Below are 15120 nucleotides of genomic sequence, written 5' to 3'. Positions count from 1 at the left end.
ATAGAAGCGTTTTTAGATTTGTACGCGCCGGTGTGGCAATACTGGCACTCAATTTTCATGGCGCCTGCGTGTAACTCGTGCGAGTATTTGATAGGCTGTACCGGCTGATATCCCTGGTGAACGTTAGTGTTCCACATGGTTACCCAGCTAAAGCTACCTAAAGCGATGAAACCGCACAGCACGATAAAGAATACTAATTTTTTGTTTTTAAGCGCTTTTTTTACACCTGCTAAACGGTCAACAGCAACTTTTTCTTCGCCTTCTTCTTCCTCTTCGATAACCAGGCCTTTACTGCGCATCAGCAAACGCTCAAGCGTTGCGATAACTTTGTTCAACACCAGGATAACGATGAAAGCGATCACGATAACACCGATCAGGCCAAAAATAACCAGGTTGCTTGGAGTGCCTGTTTCTGCGGCAGCACCAGCGCCGCCACCTGCAGGGCCTTTAGCTTTATCTGCCTGAAGTTTTTTGTAATCCTCACGAACGTAAGTGATAATATTACCTACATCAGCATCGCTTAACTCCGCAAACACAGTCATGTTAGCCTGGTTAAACTCGTTATAGATTTTTAATGCTTTTGGGTTTTTAGCAGCGATAAGTGCCTGGTTGTTTTGGATCCATTTGGTCAGGTAAGCATCGTCAGTTTCCTGCGTCAGCTGCGGGCCTAAAGCGGGACCAGTCATCCGCACATCAATTTTGTGACACGCAGTACATTTCGCTTTGAATATCGCTTCACCTTTAGCGGCATCTGCCTGCGCATGGGCATTTAACCCGCAAACAGCCAAACCGGCTACCAGTAAAATCGATCTTGTTAACTGTTTAAAAATTAATGAGATATTTCTCATAAAAGGTATTTATGCTAAATAATTATATTATTAATGTGTGAAACTGACCTGTAGAGTTACGATTTTGCCACTTTTACAGCCACAAAAGTATAATTTATTACAGTACCACTGACAAATTAATGACAGTAATATCTAATTTATAATCGTTCTAAATTATTAAAAAATGCCCTTTAAATAGCTATAAAGGGCATTTCATTTTGCCAGATTTTGCACCTGCAAATCGGCAATTAAATCATTACTTTGAAAATTGAATTATTGTTTTAATATCCAGGCAAATATCAGTGGTACAACAATGGTCGCATCACTCTCTACAATAAATTTAGGGGTGTGGATATCCAGTTTACCCCAGGTGATCTTTTCGTTAGGAACAGCACCTGAGTAAGATCCGTATGATGTAGTTGAATCAGAGATCTGGCAGAAATAGCTCCAGAAAGGGATTTCCGTCATTTCCATATCCTGGTAAAGCATAGGTACTACACATATCGGGAAGTCGCCGGCAATACCACCGCCTATCTGGAAAAAGCCTACGCCTTTGCCACCCGAATTTTTCGGGTACCAATCGGCCAGCCAGGCCATGTATTCTATTCCGCTTTTCATGGTCGATGCTTTGATCTCACCTTTGATCACGTATGATGCAAAGATGTTACCCATGGTAGAATCTTCCCATCCGGGTACAACAATCGGCAGGTTTTTCTCGGCAGCTGCCAGCATCCATGAATTTTTAGGGTCTATCTCGTAGTATTGCTCCAACTCGCCGCTTAGCAGAATCTTGTACATATACTCATGCGGGAAATAGCGCTCGCCGGCAGTATCTGCATCTTTCCATATCTTGTAAATATGTTTTTGTAAACGGCGGAATGCTTCTTCCTCAGGGATACAGGTATCTGTTACACGGTTATAGTGGTTCTCTAAAAGCTCCCACTCCTCTTGCGGTGACAGGTCACGGTAGTTAGGCACGCGTTTGTAGTGCGAATGTGCAACCAGGTTCATGATGTCTTCTTCCAGGTTGGCGCCTGTACAAGAAATAATATCGATCTTATCCTGGCGGATCATCTCGGCCAGGGATATACCCAGTTCGGCAGTACTCATGGCACCGGCAAGCGTTACCATCATTTGACCACCTTCGGTTAAGTGTGTTTCATAACCTTTGGCTGCATCCATTAACGCCGCTGCATTAAAATGCAGGTAATTTTTCTCAATGAATTGAGATATAGGGCCTCTTTCTGTACTCATAATTGTAAACTGTAATGTGATGCAAAAGTAGGGATTTTGCGCACAACAGAATTTTAAATTCCAAATTCTGCAAAACAATTGGTTATAAGCTACCTTTGGCCACCGTGATCACAATGAAAAAAACCTTTACTGTGCTGCTATTACTGGCGGCCTGCCAGGCGGTACAAGCGCAAAGGCGCATATTGCCCAAGTTTTTGTACGATATGTATTTTAGTAAGGATAGCACCAAAAAAGCCAGTTTTGTGTTACTGCCGGTATTAAGTACCGCGCCTGAAACAGGGCTGGAGATCGGCGGATCGGCCCTGTATTCTTTTTACACAGATACCGTCAGCCGTAATACCCGCGTATCTAACATATTTGCCTACGGTACCATTACCACAAAAGGCCAAAGCCGCTTAAACTTAAGCACCAATTATTGGGCGCCGCAAAACAAATACCACTACACCGCATCTGTTGGATACATTAACTTCCCGTTTGATTTTTACGGTGTGGGCAATAACACCCGCAAGGCAGATGCCGACCGGCTTGGCCAGAAACGCGTACGCGTTACGGCAACTGCTGAGAAAAAACTGGGTGACAATGTTTACATAGGCCTGGTAGGCGGCGGTTATGATTACCGCTTTAACGACCAGCAAACCGATGGCATTTTCGCTACAGACCCAACTATACAAGGCCGCCATGGCGGTACTTTTTTATACGCCGGCCCCAGCCTTGTTTTTGATAGCCGCAACAACAACACTTACACTACAAAAGGCATACACATTACCAGCTACCTTAACCTGATGAAAGGCCTGTACAGCAATAATAGCTACAGCGGCGGCCTTTTTAACTTTGAATATGCCCAGTATTTTAAGCTGAGCAATAAATTCGTGCTGGCTTTTAATGTACAGGAACAAAGCCTTACGGGCAGTCAGTCGCCCTTTTATTTGCTGCCCGCCCTCGGGAGCGACGAAATGATGCGCGGCTACTACAACGGCCGGTTTCGCGACCGTAACCTGCTGGCCGGCCAAACAGAACTACGCTATAGACTGGGCGACCGGATAGGCATCGTCGGTTTTTTGGGCACGGGGCAGGTGTTTGATAAAAGTTTCAGCCTCAGCGAGTTTAAGCCCAACTATGGCGGCGGCCTCCGCTATTTCTTCGATACCGAAAAGGGCCTCAGCATCCGCGTAGATTACGGCGTTGGGGAAAAACGCCCCGGCGAAAGCAGGCAAAGCGGTGTATATATTGGCTTAGGAGAAGCGTTTTAAGGGAGACAGAAATATCTAACCACAAGGCAAGATGAGTAAGGATAAGCTTTATCAGTTTTTAGGAAATGAGAAGATCATTTCTGCCCCGGCAAGGCAGGAGGTGGTAGATCGTTTCAAGCATAAAGCCCTGTCAAAGAATCAGTTTCAACTTACATCGGGCAGGGTTTGCGATGAATACCTTTTTCTGGAAGAAGGGTACATGCGCGCATTTGCGTTTGATACCGGCGGCAATGAGGTAACCACTAATTTTTATGCCGCAGGTGAGGTAATATTTGAGGTCTCATCTTTTTTTAACAGAAGCCGGTCGCAGGAAAACATCCAAACACTTACAGATTGTGAGGGGTGGTTCATCACTTACAAAGAATTAAATGAGCTTTTTCACTCCCTGCCCGAGTTTAGGGAGTTCGGCCGGTCGGTATTGGTAAAAGGGTTTGCTCAATTAAAAACACGGATGCTCAACATGATAACCCTTACCGCCGAAGAACGTTACGAGTTGCTGCTGGCAACAAATCCGGGCATCTTTCAGCATGCGCCGTTAAAGCACATAGCTTCTTACCTTGGTATTACCGATACATCCCTTAGCCGTATCCGTAAAGATCTGTCGAAAAAATAACGCCAAATTTATTTCTTGCCAATTGGCAAGACAGGGCTATTGCCAATCAGGTTCCTTTGTATAAATAAATCACACAATGGAAAACTTACAACTTTTATACCCGCTGTATTCTTACTAACCACGGTTTTAACGTTTGCGTTGCTCTATAAAGCAACCAACGGTTCTAAAATTGTAATTGCAATTGCCCTGGTTTGGGTGTCGGTTCAGGCAGCTATATCCTTAACCGGATTTTACAAAGTAACAACAGGCATACCGCCAAGATTTGCATTGCTGCTGGTACCGCCTATCCTTTTTACTATTATCCGCGCAATCACAAAAAGTGGTTTGTGGTTTATGGCAACTTTCGACTTAAAGGCCTTAACCCTTTTACATATCGTAAGAATTCCTGTTGAACTAACGCTTTACTGGCTATATCAGCACAAAGTGGTGCCGGAAGTGATGACATTCTCCGGTCGTAATTTTGATATCCTCTCCGGATTAAGCGCCCCTTTAGTTTACTACCTGGCATTCGTAAAAAAAGCGATCAGCAATAAAATGCTGTTAGGCTGGAATATTGTATGCTTGCTGCTTTTGGCCAACATAGTATTTACCGCTGTACTATCTGCGCCGTTTAGCATTCAACAATTCGGGTTCGAGCAACCGAATATCGCGCTGCTATACTTCCCTTATACCTGGCTGCCTTGCTTTATTGTACCGATAGTATTTATGGCACATTTAGTAAGCATCAAAAAACTCGCTGTATAATCTTTTTTGATTTAATTTTAGGTGACACTGATTTGTCAGTAGCAGACAATATAAATTATTAATTGCCAGTAACTTACAATTAACAGGAGGCGTTCACGGCCGTGAACATGAACACTATGGCTTAAAACCGGATCTTAAAATCTTCCTTAGCCTGGCCGGGTTTAAAGAAAACCAAACCTATCCAAAACAAGTCGACAGTTGCGGTAACCCGCGGGTGGGCTTTGATCTGTTTCCAGGCTTCCTTCATCCCGTCGCTCCAGTAAATATCGTCGAAGATGAGCATTGTACCTTCATGCACTTTAGGCAGGCACCACTCAAAATAACGAATGGTGGCATCCCGCTGATGGTTACCGTCGATGTACACAAAGTCGAGCTTTTCCTGGCTGTCTAAAACGCCTTTCAAGGTATCATCAAAATTGCCTACCACTACGTCTATATCGTGCAAACCCGACCTCCTAAAAACTTCCTTTGCTGCGCCGGCAGTTTGCGGGCAACCCTCTAGTGTGTACACTTTAGCATTGGGCGCTGCTTTTTGCAGGTATACTGTGGTAATGCCCAAGCAGGTGCCTAACTCTACAATGTTATCGGGCTTGGCGAATTTGGCAAGGCGATAAAGCAGTTTGGCCAGGCGCGGCGGTTTAAGCGCATTTATGGTGATATCGCTTATTTTTTTTTGTTTGTTATTGTTAACGTGAGATCCGGCTCCAAGATCAGTAACAGTAATGAGGCGGTCATCTACCAACAGGTGGTCGCGCTGCGCTTCTACTTTATCATAAACCTCTTTGTGGCTGTAGTCGTATATCACATCATCAACCAAACGGTAAATGAACGGCGAGTGTAAACCATGACGGTTTTTTGACCGGAACCTGTGAAACAGAAAATCTTTAGTGAACGTTAATTTAGACATTGAAAGCAAAAATATATAAACGTTTAGTATTTTAGCATAGCGTATGATAAATCCTTCAGAAGTACATTCCCTTATCCGCTTACTTGATGATACTGATGCCGAAGTTTACCAGCATGTACACCAAAAGTTGCTATCTTATGGCACCGAGGCTATTCAATATTTAGAGTCGGCTTTTGAACAAGCCTTTGACAGCATACAGCAAGAGCGTATTGCCAACCTGGTACATGAAATACAGTTTGGTACCCTTAAAAACGACCTGAAATTGTGGTACCAAAGCGGCGCTTTCGACTTGTTGCAGGGTATCCTGATCATTAACCGTTACCAATACCCCGATCTGGATGAACAGAAAGTGATCAACCAGATCGAAGCGATCAAGCGCGACATCTGGCTCCAGATGATGAACGAGGCCAGTCCGGTTGAACAGGTAAAGCTGATCAATCATGTTTTTTACAGCATACACGGGTTTGGCGGCAATACCAGCAATCACCGCGATCCGCAGAATAGCTACCTAAGCCAGGTCCTTGATACTAAGAAGGGTAACCAAATTTCGCTGGCAATTATCTATTCCATCATCGCCCAAAAACTGGATATCCCGGTGTATGGCGTGAACCTGCCGCAGCATTTTATTTTAGCCTACCTGGATGAAAGCCGTGAAACCGAATTTGAAGGCGGCATCTTGTTTTACATTAACGCCTTTAACAAAGGTTTCATTTTTGGCCGCAGGGATGTAGATATGTTTTTAAAACAGCTTAACCTGCAATATGACAAGCAGTTTTACGAGCCGTGTTCAAATGCAGACATCATCAAACGCGTGCTCCGCAACCTGATCAGTTCTTACGAGCACCTGGGTTCATCAGAAAAGGTGGATGAGCTAAATGAGCTGCTCGGAATATTAGGGAATACGCCGTAATCTTATTTCTGTAACCACCCGTTACCGTCCATCCAGCCGGTAAGCCAGCTGAACCAGAACTGTTTGCTTTTTGGATTTTTCATACCGAAACCGTGGCCTCCGGAGGGAAACAAATGCATCTCTGCCTTTACCTTGTTTTTTAATAACGCATCGTACATCATCAGTGCATTTTCTACCGGTACAACAGTATCATCCTCGGCGTGAATGATAAAAGTAGGTGGCGTGTTTGAGTTTACCTGTTGTTCATTGGAGTATAGGTCGACCGTTTGTTGCGACGGATTTTTACCCAGCAAAGCTTCCTTCGATCCTGCGTGGGTCTTGTCGCCCATGGTGATCACGGGGTAAATCAGCATCATAAAATCCGGGCGTACGCTGGTGTTGTTTTTATTGTCGATAAACACTTTGTCAAAGTGTGTTCCTTCAGTACCGGCCAGGTGCCCCCCTGCCGAAAAACCCATGATCCCAACTTTATCAGGATTTATGCCCCAGGTGGCTGCCCCTTCCCTTACCATTTGCACGGCACGTTGCGCATCTTGCAGTGGGCCAATCGTTTTATCAACCATAATACTGTCATTTGGTAAACGATATTTCAGCACAAAGGCTGCAACACCAATTTTGTTAAATTCCTTAGCAACAGTAAACCCTTCGTGCTCGGAAGCTAAGCCCATATAACTACCGCCCGGGCAAATGATCACAGCAGTACCATTAGCTAACTCTTTTGCCGGCAGGTAAGGGGTTAAAGTTGGTACAGTTACTTTAGTGATCCAAAAGGTGTTGCTAATTTGTTCTTTGTAGTTAGCAGGCGCGGTTTTGGCGTTTGGTATGCCGTTGAGGTATAGCAATATAGCTTTCTGCTGAGCCATGGACGAATATGTACCAAAGGCCGTTAACAGTGCCGATAACAGTAATTTCATAGCAATTTTAATTGACAGGCAATGTACAATTTTGAGAGGTAAAGTAATCTGATCAATCGCTACAAAAAAGTGCCGGTGAAACACCGGCACTTTAAAATCATGATCGAACTAAATACTATTATTAAAGTTGGAAGCGGTTACACTAATTTTTAGGCCCGCCAAACTCCATTAGGTACGATTTCAGGAACTCGTTCAGGTCCCCATCTAAAACGGCCGCCGCGTTAGATGTTTCATGATCGGTACGCAAATCTTTCACCAACTTGTAAGGGTGCAAAACATAATTTCGGATCTGTGAGCCCCATTCTATCTTTTTCTTGTTACCCTCTACCGCGCTTGACGCTTCGGCGCGTTTGCGCATTTCAGCTTCGTACAATTGCGATTTCAGTAAACGGATGGCGTTCTCCTTATTTTGCAGTTGCGACCGCGATTCTTGGTTTTTGATAATAATTCCTGAAGGTTTGTGATATAAACGCACGGCAGTTTCTACCTTGTTCACGTTTTGGCCACCCGCGCCACCTGCCCGGAAGGTTTCAAATTCAATATCGGCATCTTTAACCTCAATATCAATAGTATCATCTACCAGCGGATATACATATACCGACGCAAAAGAGGTGTGGCGTTTGGCATTTGAATCAAATGGCGAAATTCGCACCAAACGGTGCACACCATTTTCGCCTTTTAAATAGCCATAGGCAAACTCACCCTCTATTTGCAGGGTCACCGTTTTTACGCCGGCCACATCACCTTCCTGGTAATCCTGTTCAGATACCTTGTGCCCGTTCTTTTCGGCCCACATAATGTACATACGCATCAGCATACCTGCCCAGTCGCAGCTCTCCGTGCCACCAGCACCGGCCGTAATTTGCAAAACGGCGTTGAACTGATCCTCTTCGGCGCTGAGCATGTTTTTAAACTCCAGCTCTTCCACTGCGCTAACCGCCTGCTCGTACTGTTCGTTCATTTCGGTCTCGGTAGCGTCGCCACCCTGGAAAAATTCAAACAGCACCTGGGTATCTTCTACTACAGCTACTACCTTCTGGAAAGCATCAGTCCATACTTTTTTAGTTTTGATGGAAGCCAATACCTTTTCGGCTTCTTTAGGATGATCCCAAAAGTTTGGGCCAACAGTTATTTCCTGTTCTTTTTGCATCGCATCGAGTTTGTTATCGATGTCAAAGATGCCTCCTCAGGGAAGTTGTTCTATCCCTTAAATCCTGGATGTTTTCTTTAGTCATACGGCAAATATAATAAATTGCCGGCAAGGGTTTTATTAACCGGTGTTACAACTTTCCGGCTAATGCTTTCGTATCTTAGTTTATATTTATCTGCCATGAAAAAATTCCTTACCCTTTGCTTAAGTTTAGCATGCAGCGGCGCTTTTGCGCAGGATTCGTTGCAATATTATAACCAAAAGCGCTATACTACCACTGCAACGGGCATGAAAGTTTTAAGCAGTTGGGGACTCGTTAATCTTGCAGTTGGCGCAACCGGCTGGGCAACTACCGATGGCACAACCAAATACTTCCATCAAATGAACACTTTTTGGGGTGGCATTAACTTGGGGATTGCCCTGTTAGGCTATACCAATGCGCAAAAAAATAAAGGGAAAAGTTTCAACCCGACAGAAAGTTTAGCCGAACAGAAAAAAATGGAAAAGGTCTTCCTGATAAACGGCGGACTCGATGTGGCGTATCTGGGCACCGGCATTTACCTGAGCCATCGTGGTAATTCTAAAAACGATGATAAATTAAAGGGCTACGGCTCGTCTGTAATTATGCAGGGTGCCGCGCTGCTTTTGTTTGATAGTATTATGTATGCTACGCAAAAAGGCAATGGTGGTAAGTTGCGCGCGTTTTTGGCTAAAAACCCGGTGATGTTTGACGGCAATAAGGTAGGCATGCTCATACGGCTATAAACAAAAAGGCTGCGAAGAGAATCCCTTACAGCCTCTTTATCTTTCAAGCTTGTGCTTAAGCCAACTTCATTTGCTTAAGCAACAGGCTAATATCGCCAATGTTGCCATTTAGCTTTGATATAATGGCGCTTAGTGCAAGTTCTTTATTCTGCTCGCTTTTTGATTGTTTGATCAGCTCCTGCATTACCGGTGGGATCAGTTTGTTCGAGATCTCCATTGCCTCTCTGCTTTCTATGCCGTAAAAGTTGTTCAATTTATTGGCAAACTTATTTACTGCACTTGCAATAAGCGGATTATTAAATATACCCGTAAATTGGAAGTATTTTACCAGATCGCGTAGTTTCCCGCTTTCCATCTGGCTTTTAAGCACCTCAATGATCGAGCTCGATGCATCGTTCAACACGGCTTCACGGTATTTTTCGGGAATTGCCGGGTTGTTCAAAACAGCTTCTCCGGCATTATTTTTTACAAGCAAAAAGAGTTTCTCAAACATGATAATATGTGTTAATAGCAGATTATGAAAATTGATAAAATAATTGGTTTTATTTACCAATACGACAAATATATCGAATATTGGTTTTAAAAATAAAAACGTAATGATAAAGTTGTTAAAAATATGACAATCCGAATGGTGTAAAACAAACACTATCCCCGGGGTGTTTAAACAACACTATCCCGTCATTATTTCACAATTAATATCAGCGTAAAAATTAACTTGTTGCTTTTACCAAAAACACATCAACTATGTTGCCAAATATTGATTTCACCAGCACCCAGTCTTATAAATACCTTACCGACCATTACCTCGATGTCCTGACTAAAAATCTGAAAGATCTTTTCGCGGCTGATAGTCAACGATTTGAAAAGTTCTCTCTCCAGTTCGATGATATACTGCTGGATTATTCCAAGAACCGTATAGACGACGAGACCATAGCACTTTTGATACAATTGGCCCGCGAGTGTGGTGTAAATAAGGCAATTGAGGCCATGTTTGCCGGTGAAAAAATTAATGTTACCGAAGGCCGCCCTGTGTTGCACGTAGCTTTACGTAACCGCGCCAATACACCTATTTTAGTTGATGGGAAGGATGTAATGCCCGATGTAAACCGGGTTTTGCAGCACATGAAAGAATTTAGTACGGCCATTACTTCGGGCGAATGGAAAGGCTACACCGGGAAGGCAATTACTGATGTAGTGAATATAGGCATCGGCGGATCTGACTTAGGGCCGGTGATGGTTACAGAAGCATTGAAAGCTTACAAGAACCATCTGAACATGCACTTTGTATCAAACGTAGATGGTACTCACATCGCCGAAACTTTAAAAGAACTGAATGCAGAGACCACACTGTTCCTCATCGCATCAAAAACGTTTACCACGCAGGAAACAATGGGCAATGCCCATAGCGCCCGCGACTGGTTCATTGAAAAGGGCGGTAAAGACCAAGATGTAGCTAAACACTTTGCGGCGCTGTCTACCAATAGCGAGGGCGTTGAAAAATTTGGGATCGATACAAAAAACATGTTCGAGTTTTGGGATTGGGTTGGCGGCCGCTACTCGTTATGGAGCGCTATTGGCCTCTCTATCGCTTTAAGCGTTGGTTTCGATAACTTTGAAGAGTTGTTGAGCGGCGCCCATGCCATGGACGAACACTTTAAATCAACTGAATTGGAAGAAAACCTACCGGCGATATTGGCTTTGGTAGGCATTTGGCATAATAACTTTTTCGAAGCCGAAACTGAGGCGATACTTCCTTACGATCAATACATGCACCGTTTTGCAGCTTACTTTCAACAGGGGGATATGGAAAGTAACGGCAAACATGTAGACCGCAATGGCAAACATGTAGATTACCAAACCGGGCCGGTTATCTGGGGTGAGCCGGGCACAAACGGCCAGCATGCCTTTTACCAGCTGATACATCAGGGCACTAAGCTTATCCCCTGCGATTTTATAGCGCCGGCGCAATCACACAATCCGCTTGGCGAGCACCACAACATGCTGCTATCAAATTTCTTTGCGCAAACCGAAGCCTTAATGAATGGTAAAACAGAGGATGAGGTAATTGCCGAATTGAAAAACGCCGGTAAATCCGACGAAGAGATTAGCCATATAGCGCCATTTAAGGTTTTTGAAGGCAACAGGCCTACCAATTCTATCCTGGTAAAAAAGATCACGCCACGCACCTTAGGTAGCCTGATAGCAATGTACGAGCATAAGATATTTGTACAGGGCATTATCTGGAATATCTACAGTTTCGACCAATGGGGTGTTGAACTTGGCAAGCAGTTGGCAGGCAAGATCCTGCCTGAGCTGAAAGATAATTCACCTGTAAACACGCATGACTCATCAACCAACGGATTGATTAATCAATATAAAGCCTGGCGGTAAAGAGCAAGGGAATATAAGTGAAAGGCTACCTGTTCAGGTAGCCTTTTCCTATCATAAATTTTCGCCGGCCGCTTTTTCAAAACTTAGCAGCACAACCCCGTTTTCGAAGACCATTGTATTAGTTGCCCTCAATCCCAATCTATCACGCAAGTTTTTGAACAACGGCCTGCCTTTTTTTAGGGCGATGGGGTAAATCCACAACCGGTACTCATCAACTAAATTATGGCGTATTAAACCTGCAACAAGTTTGCCGCTGCCATAAACTAAAATATCTTTCCCCTGCTTTTGCTTAAGCTGGTTAATCTCCGGTTTTAAATGTCGGGCTGCCAGCCGGGTATTATTCCATGCTCCTATCCGCATAAGCGATCTTGAAAAAACCACCTTTTCGCAGCTGTTCATCATTTGCGCATAATCGGCATTCTCCCTGGGCAAAAAGCTGCTTTGGTGAGCGCCCCAGTAAGAGGCCATGCCCTGATAAGTATTACGGCCTAAAACCAAAGTGTCGGCGTTGCCTAATTGAAAGGCTGCTACATGGCTCATTTCATCATTCCAAAACGGCGTATGCCAGTCCAGCTCACCATCGGGGCCGGCCATAAAGCCATTTAAGGTAACGTTCATTGACACAACAAGCCTGCGCATTGCATTGATTTATTTATCCGCCGGCGCGTAGCATAATACATTAATGCCGCAGCTAAACGAATTTGCTTTGATCAACTTCAAGTTCAGCTTACTATCTAGCTCTGCAAAAATGGGCTTGCCTTTGCCTATTGCTGCTGGGTTTACAAATAGATGGTACTCGTCTATCAAATTATTTTTTATCAGTGCCGATACCAAACGTGCGCCGCCATAAGCAACAATATCGCCACCTTCCTGCGCTTTCAATTTACTTACTTCTTCTGCAATATCGCCTGTTGCCAATGTGGTGTTTTCCCACGGGCTCTCGGAAAGTGACCGCGTAAACACAACTTTAGGATCATTCACCATCTTGTGCGTAAAAGCATCTGCTTCAGCTTCATTAGAGCGCTCTTTCCATACAGGGATGAAACCTTCGGCCAGTACACGGCCAAGAATTATCGTGTCGACTGGGCGGGTTATATCTGCTACATATTCTTTCAACTGGTCGTCCCAGTCCCAGGTCATCCAATCCATTTCATTATTTGGGCCGGCTACAAAACCATCAAGGCTTACCTGCATTTGTAATTTTAGCTTTCTCATTATTGCTTTTTGTTGTGATGATACAAAGATAAACGGCTATGATAACCGGTAACGGTGTAAAGAGGACTAATACGGGGTTGTTTACGACATTATTGTTCCTTAAATTTACTTAACCAATTATTATCACCCTATATGAAACACGTATCTATCCTGATCAGTAACGACGCGGTTTTAGCCAGCATTGCCGACCCGCGTATTATGTTTACCGGTGTAAATGAGTTTTTAGAAGCCGCAGGCAAACCGCCGTTGTTTAAAGTGCAGCTGGTTGGTTTAACCAAAGATGTAAAACTGCATTCGGGATTATTTTCTGTACATACTGATGAGGTGATAGATAATGTGACCAAAACCGACTTGATCATTATTCCTGCAATGGGCGGCGACATGGCGGGAGCTATTAAAAAGAACGAGCAATTTATCCCGTGGATTATTAAGCAATACAACCAGGGCGCCGAGGTGGCAAGCTTGTGCGTAGGCGCGTTTCTGTTAGCAGCAACAGGTTTATTAAAGGGCAAGGAATGTTCTACCCACTGGCGTTTTGCAGAGCAGTTCCGTGAGATGTTCCCGGATATTACCCTGGTAGATGCGCGTATTGTTACCGAGCAGCAGGGGCTTTACAGCAGCGGCGGCGCAACATCTTACTGGAACCTGCTTTTATATCTGGTTGAGAAGTATGCCGGCCGCGACATGTCTATCATGGCATCAAAGGTTTTTGCGCTGGAGATTGACCGCAAGAGCCAGTCGCCATTTATCATGTTTAACGGGCAAAAAACGCATGAGGATGAGCCGATCAAAAAGGCCCAGGAATTTATAGAAGCCAACATCACCGAACGGATCTCAATAGAAGACCTTGCCGGTAAATACGCAATTGGTAAACGCCATTTTGAGCGCCGTTTTAAAAAGGCAACCAACAATACACCTGTTGAGTACATTCAACGCGTAAAGATAGAGGCTGCCAAGAAACAACTGGAAAGCGGCCGTAAAAACGTAAACGAAGTAATGTACGATGTTGGCTATACCGATACTAAAGCCTTCCGTACGGTGTTTAAAAAGATCACGGGGCTATCACCGGTCGAATACAGGAATAAATATAAGAAAGCGGCCTGAGGCTATTTTTTTACAAATTTTACCTGGTACATTTTAGGCCATTTTTTGCCGGTAACAAAAATACGATTGGTTGCTTTATCGTATGCGATGCCATTGAGCACGTTATTACCGTTATCGAAGCCTGCAGGGCGCTGGTTTTCCGGCCAAAGGTTAGCCATATTAATGCGTTGCAGTACCGCGCCTGTTTTAGGGTCGACAACTACAATGTCGTCGGAACCGTAAACGTTTGCATAAAGCTTTCCATTAATATATTCCAGCTCGTTTAATTTATCTATAGGCCCTTTGTCATCATACACATCGATGTAGCCTATAGCATTAAACTTATCTTTATCTAAAAACCATATGCGGTTTGTACTATCATCCATGTACAGTTTGGTTCCGTCATAACACAGGCCCCAGCCTTCTACCCCAACGTTGTTGTTAAATGTGTTGATCAACTCGAACGTATTTTTGTTGTACACATAACCAATTTTCTCTTTCCATGTAAGCTGTATGATCTTATCACCTATTACAGATAACCCTTCCGAAAACACTTTGGGGTCGCCGTCTTTTAATTTAAGGATCCGGCCGGTGTTCAGGTCGGCTTTACGCAGGCTGGATTGCCCCTCATCCGAATTCAGTACGCCGCCATCGCTTTCATACATTACGCCATCCGTGTATTGCAAACCTTCGGTATAGCTGGCTGTATCATGCGGAAACGTTTTCTCTACAACATAGCTTAGCTGCTCCGGTGCTTTTGTGGCCAGCAGGATAAAATTGGTATTTACATCGGTACTTTTACCGCCCTGGTAAACTTTAGCAGTAATAACCCTTGCGCCAAGGCCAATGCCTTCTGTTTTAATCTGTATGGAAGATGAATCTTTAGCCGACCCTACCCTGGTAGAATCTAACAGGTAAACAATGGAATCAGCTTTTATATCAGATGGCAAATTTACCTTCGCGCTGATCACATCTCCAAGTTTGTAGGCTGTGCCGGCATCAGGGGTAATTGTTATGTCGCCTGCAGTCTTTGTATCATTTTTACAGCTGTATGCCAATACGGATATCAGGGCAAAAAATAAAATTCTCTTGTTCAT

16 protein-coding genes are annotated in these 15120 nt (G+C 44.0%); 7 read left to right on the top strand and 9 right to left on the bottom strand.

Annotation, left to right across the window (positions count from 1 at the left end; translation table 11 throughout):
* Positions 1-848, bottom strand: an 848-nt coding sequence (locus ACE5CV_RS12840) for a c-type cytochrome (protein ID WP_374950578.1), incomplete at its 3' end; no start/stop codon positions are given.
* Positions 849-1100: 252 nt separating this feature from the next.
* On the bottom strand, positions 1101-2081 hold the full coding sequence (locus tag ACE5CV_RS12835; protein WP_374950577.1) for a deoxyhypusine synthase family protein: 981 nt from the start codon (positions 2079-2081) through the stop codon (positions 1101-1103).
* A 113-nt stretch (positions 2082-2194) separates the two neighbouring features.
* Here ACE5CV_RS12835 and ACE5CV_RS12830 point away from each other — a divergent pair, with 113 nt between their 5' ends.
* The 3 genes from ACE5CV_RS12830 (at position 2195) to ACE5CV_RS12820 (ending at position 4688) form a co-directional block, all read left to right on the top strand.
* Positions 2195-3331, top strand: a complete 1137-nt coding sequence (locus ACE5CV_RS12830; protein ID WP_374950576.1) for a polymerase — start codon at positions 2195-2197, stop codon at positions 3329-3331.
* 31 nt (positions 3332-3362) lie between these two features.
* Complete coding sequence (locus ACE5CV_RS12825; protein WP_374950575.1) at positions 3363-3944, top strand: Crp/Fnr family transcriptional regulator; 582 nt, start codon at positions 3363-3365, stop codon at positions 3942-3944.
* Between the two features lie 138 nt (positions 3945-4082).
* Positions 4083-4688 carry a hypothetical protein gene (locus ACE5CV_RS12820; RefSeq protein WP_374950574.1) on the top strand — a complete coding sequence of 202 codons (606 nt, stop codon included), beginning with the start codon at positions 4083-4085 and terminating at the stop codon, positions 4686-4688.
* A gap of 121 nt (positions 4689-4809) precedes the next feature.
* Here the strand turns inward: ACE5CV_RS12820 and ACE5CV_RS12815 are convergent, their stop codons facing one another.
* The gene (locus ACE5CV_RS12815; RefSeq protein WP_374950573.1) at positions 4810-5595 is read right to left on the bottom strand and encodes an O-methyltransferase; all 786 of its coding nucleotides are present in this window, start codon (positions 5593-5595) and stop codon (positions 4810-4812) included.
* A gap of 43 nt (positions 5596-5638) precedes the next feature.
* Here ACE5CV_RS12815 and ACE5CV_RS12810 point away from each other — a divergent pair, with 43 nt between their 5' ends.
* A complete protein-coding gene (locus tag ACE5CV_RS12810; RefSeq protein ID WP_374950572.1) occupies positions 5639-6505 on the top strand; it encodes a transglutaminase-like domain-containing protein in 867 nt (288 codons plus the stop codon).
* A gap of 2 nt (positions 6506-6507) precedes the next feature.
* Here the strand turns inward: ACE5CV_RS12810 and ACE5CV_RS12805 are convergent, their stop codons facing one another.
* Together ACE5CV_RS12805 and prfB are read right to left on the bottom strand one after the other, a co-directional pair.
* A complete protein-coding gene (locus ACE5CV_RS12805; protein ID WP_374950571.1) occupies positions 6508-7419 on the bottom strand; it encodes an alpha/beta hydrolase in 912 nt (303 codons plus the stop codon).
* Between the two features lie 142 nt (positions 7420-7561).
* A protein-coding gene (gene prfB, locus ACE5CV_RS12800; protein ID WP_374950570.1) for a peptide chain release factor 2 occupies positions 7562-8654 on the bottom strand; the annotation gives its coding sequence in 2 pieces (ribosomal slippage) (positions 7562-8593 and positions 8595-8654; 1092 coding nt in all).
* A 95-nt stretch (positions 8655-8749) separates the two neighbouring features.
* On the opposite strand from prfB, the gene ACE5CV_RS12795 reads away from it, so the two are divergent.
* Entirely contained in the window at positions 8750-9334 is a 585-nt protein-coding gene (locus tag ACE5CV_RS12795; RefSeq protein WP_374950569.1) for a hypothetical protein, read from the top strand.
* 55 nt (positions 9335-9389) lie between these two features.
* Here the strand turns inward: ACE5CV_RS12795 and ACE5CV_RS12790 are convergent, their stop codons facing one another.
* Positions 9390-9827, bottom strand: coding sequence for a hypothetical protein (locus tag ACE5CV_RS12790; protein WP_374950568.1), 438 nt, complete (start codon positions 9825-9827; stop codon positions 9390-9392).
* Positions 9828-10078: 251 nt separating this feature from the next.
* On the opposite strand from ACE5CV_RS12790, the gene pgi reads away from it, so the two are divergent.
* A complete protein-coding gene (gene pgi, locus ACE5CV_RS12785) occupies positions 10079-11725 on the top strand; it encodes a glucose-6-phosphate isomerase (protein ID WP_374950567.1) in 1647 nt (548 codons plus the stop codon).
* Between the two features lie 51 nt (positions 11726-11776).
* Here the strand turns inward: pgi and ACE5CV_RS12780 are convergent, their stop codons facing one another.
* On the bottom strand, positions 11777-12364 hold the full coding sequence (locus tag ACE5CV_RS12780) for a dihydrofolate reductase family protein (protein WP_374950566.1): 588 nt from the start codon (positions 12362-12364) through the stop codon (positions 11777-11779).
* A 9-nt stretch (positions 12365-12373) separates the two neighbouring features.
* Complete coding sequence (locus tag ACE5CV_RS12775) at positions 12374-12940, bottom strand: dihydrofolate reductase family protein (protein WP_374950565.1); 567 nt, start codon at positions 12938-12940, stop codon at positions 12374-12376.
* 132 nt (positions 12941-13072) lie between these two features.
* Between ACE5CV_RS12775 and ACE5CV_RS12770 the strand changes: the two genes are divergently transcribed.
* Entirely contained in the window at positions 13073-14044 is a 972-nt protein-coding gene (locus tag ACE5CV_RS12770) for a GlxA family transcriptional regulator (protein WP_374950564.1), read from the top strand.
* A 2-nt stretch (positions 14045-14046) separates the two neighbouring features.
* Here the strand turns inward: ACE5CV_RS12770 and ACE5CV_RS12765 are convergent, their stop codons facing one another.
* Entirely contained in the window at positions 14047-15120 is a 1074-nt protein-coding gene (locus ACE5CV_RS12765; protein WP_374950563.1) for a glutaminyl-peptide cyclotransferase, read from the bottom strand.

The organism is Mucilaginibacter sp., from assembly GCF_964263795.1.
Lineage (GTDB): Bacteria > Bacteroidota > Bacteroidia > Sphingobacteriales > Sphingobacteriaceae > Mucilaginibacter.
This window is presented reverse-complemented; position numbering and strand designations above follow the sequence as displayed.

Bases quoted from the DNA above. Each gene is read 5' to 3' on its own strand.
- ACE5CV_RS12780 (WP_374950566.1), bottom strand. From the start codon at position 12,364: ATGCGCAGGCTTGTTGTGTCAATGAACGTTACCTTAAATGGCTTTATG.
- ACE5CV_RS12805 (WP_374950571.1), bottom strand. From the start codon at position 7,419: ATGAAATTACTGTTATCGGCACTGTTAACGGCCTTTGGTACATATTCG.
- ACE5CV_RS12830 (WP_374950576.1), top strand. From the start codon at position 2,195: ATGAAAAAAACCTTTACTGTGCTGCTATTACTGGCGGCCTGCCAGGCG.
- ACE5CV_RS12770 (WP_374950564.1), top strand. From the start codon at position 13,073: ATGAAACACGTATCTATCCTGATCAGTAACGACGCGGTTTTAGCCAGC.
- pgi (WP_374950567.1), top strand. From the start codon at position 10,079: ATGTTGCCAAATATTGATTTCACCAGCACCCAGTCTTATAAATACCTT.
- ACE5CV_RS12765 (WP_374950563.1), bottom strand. From the start codon at position 15,120: ATGAACAAGAGAATTTTATTTTTTGCCCTGATATCCGTATTGGCATAC.
- ACE5CV_RS12825 (WP_374950575.1), top strand. From the start codon at position 3,363: ATGAGTAAGGATAAGCTTTATCAGTTTTTAGGAAATGAGAAGATCATT.
- ACE5CV_RS12810 (WP_374950572.1), top strand. From the start codon at position 5,639: ATGATAAATCCTTCAGAAGTACATTCCCTTATCCGCTTACTTGATGAT.
- ACE5CV_RS12790 (WP_374950568.1), bottom strand. From the start codon at position 9,827: ATGTTTGAGAAACTCTTTTTGCTTGTAAAAAATAATGCCGGAGAAGCT.
- ACE5CV_RS12795 (WP_374950569.1), top strand. From the start codon at position 8,750: ATGAAAAAATTCCTTACCCTTTGCTTAAGTTTAGCATGCAGCGGCGCT.
- ACE5CV_RS12835 (WP_374950577.1), bottom strand. From the start codon at position 2,081: ATGAGTACAGAAAGAGGCCCTATATCTCAATTCATTGAGAAAAATTAC.
- ACE5CV_RS12815 (WP_374950573.1), bottom strand. From the start codon at position 5,595: ATGTCTAAATTAACGTTCACTAAAGATTTTCTGTTTCACAGGTTCCGG.
- ACE5CV_RS12775 (WP_374950565.1), bottom strand. From the start codon at position 12,940: ATGAGAAAGCTAAAATTACAAATGCAGGTAAGCCTTGATGGTTTTGTA.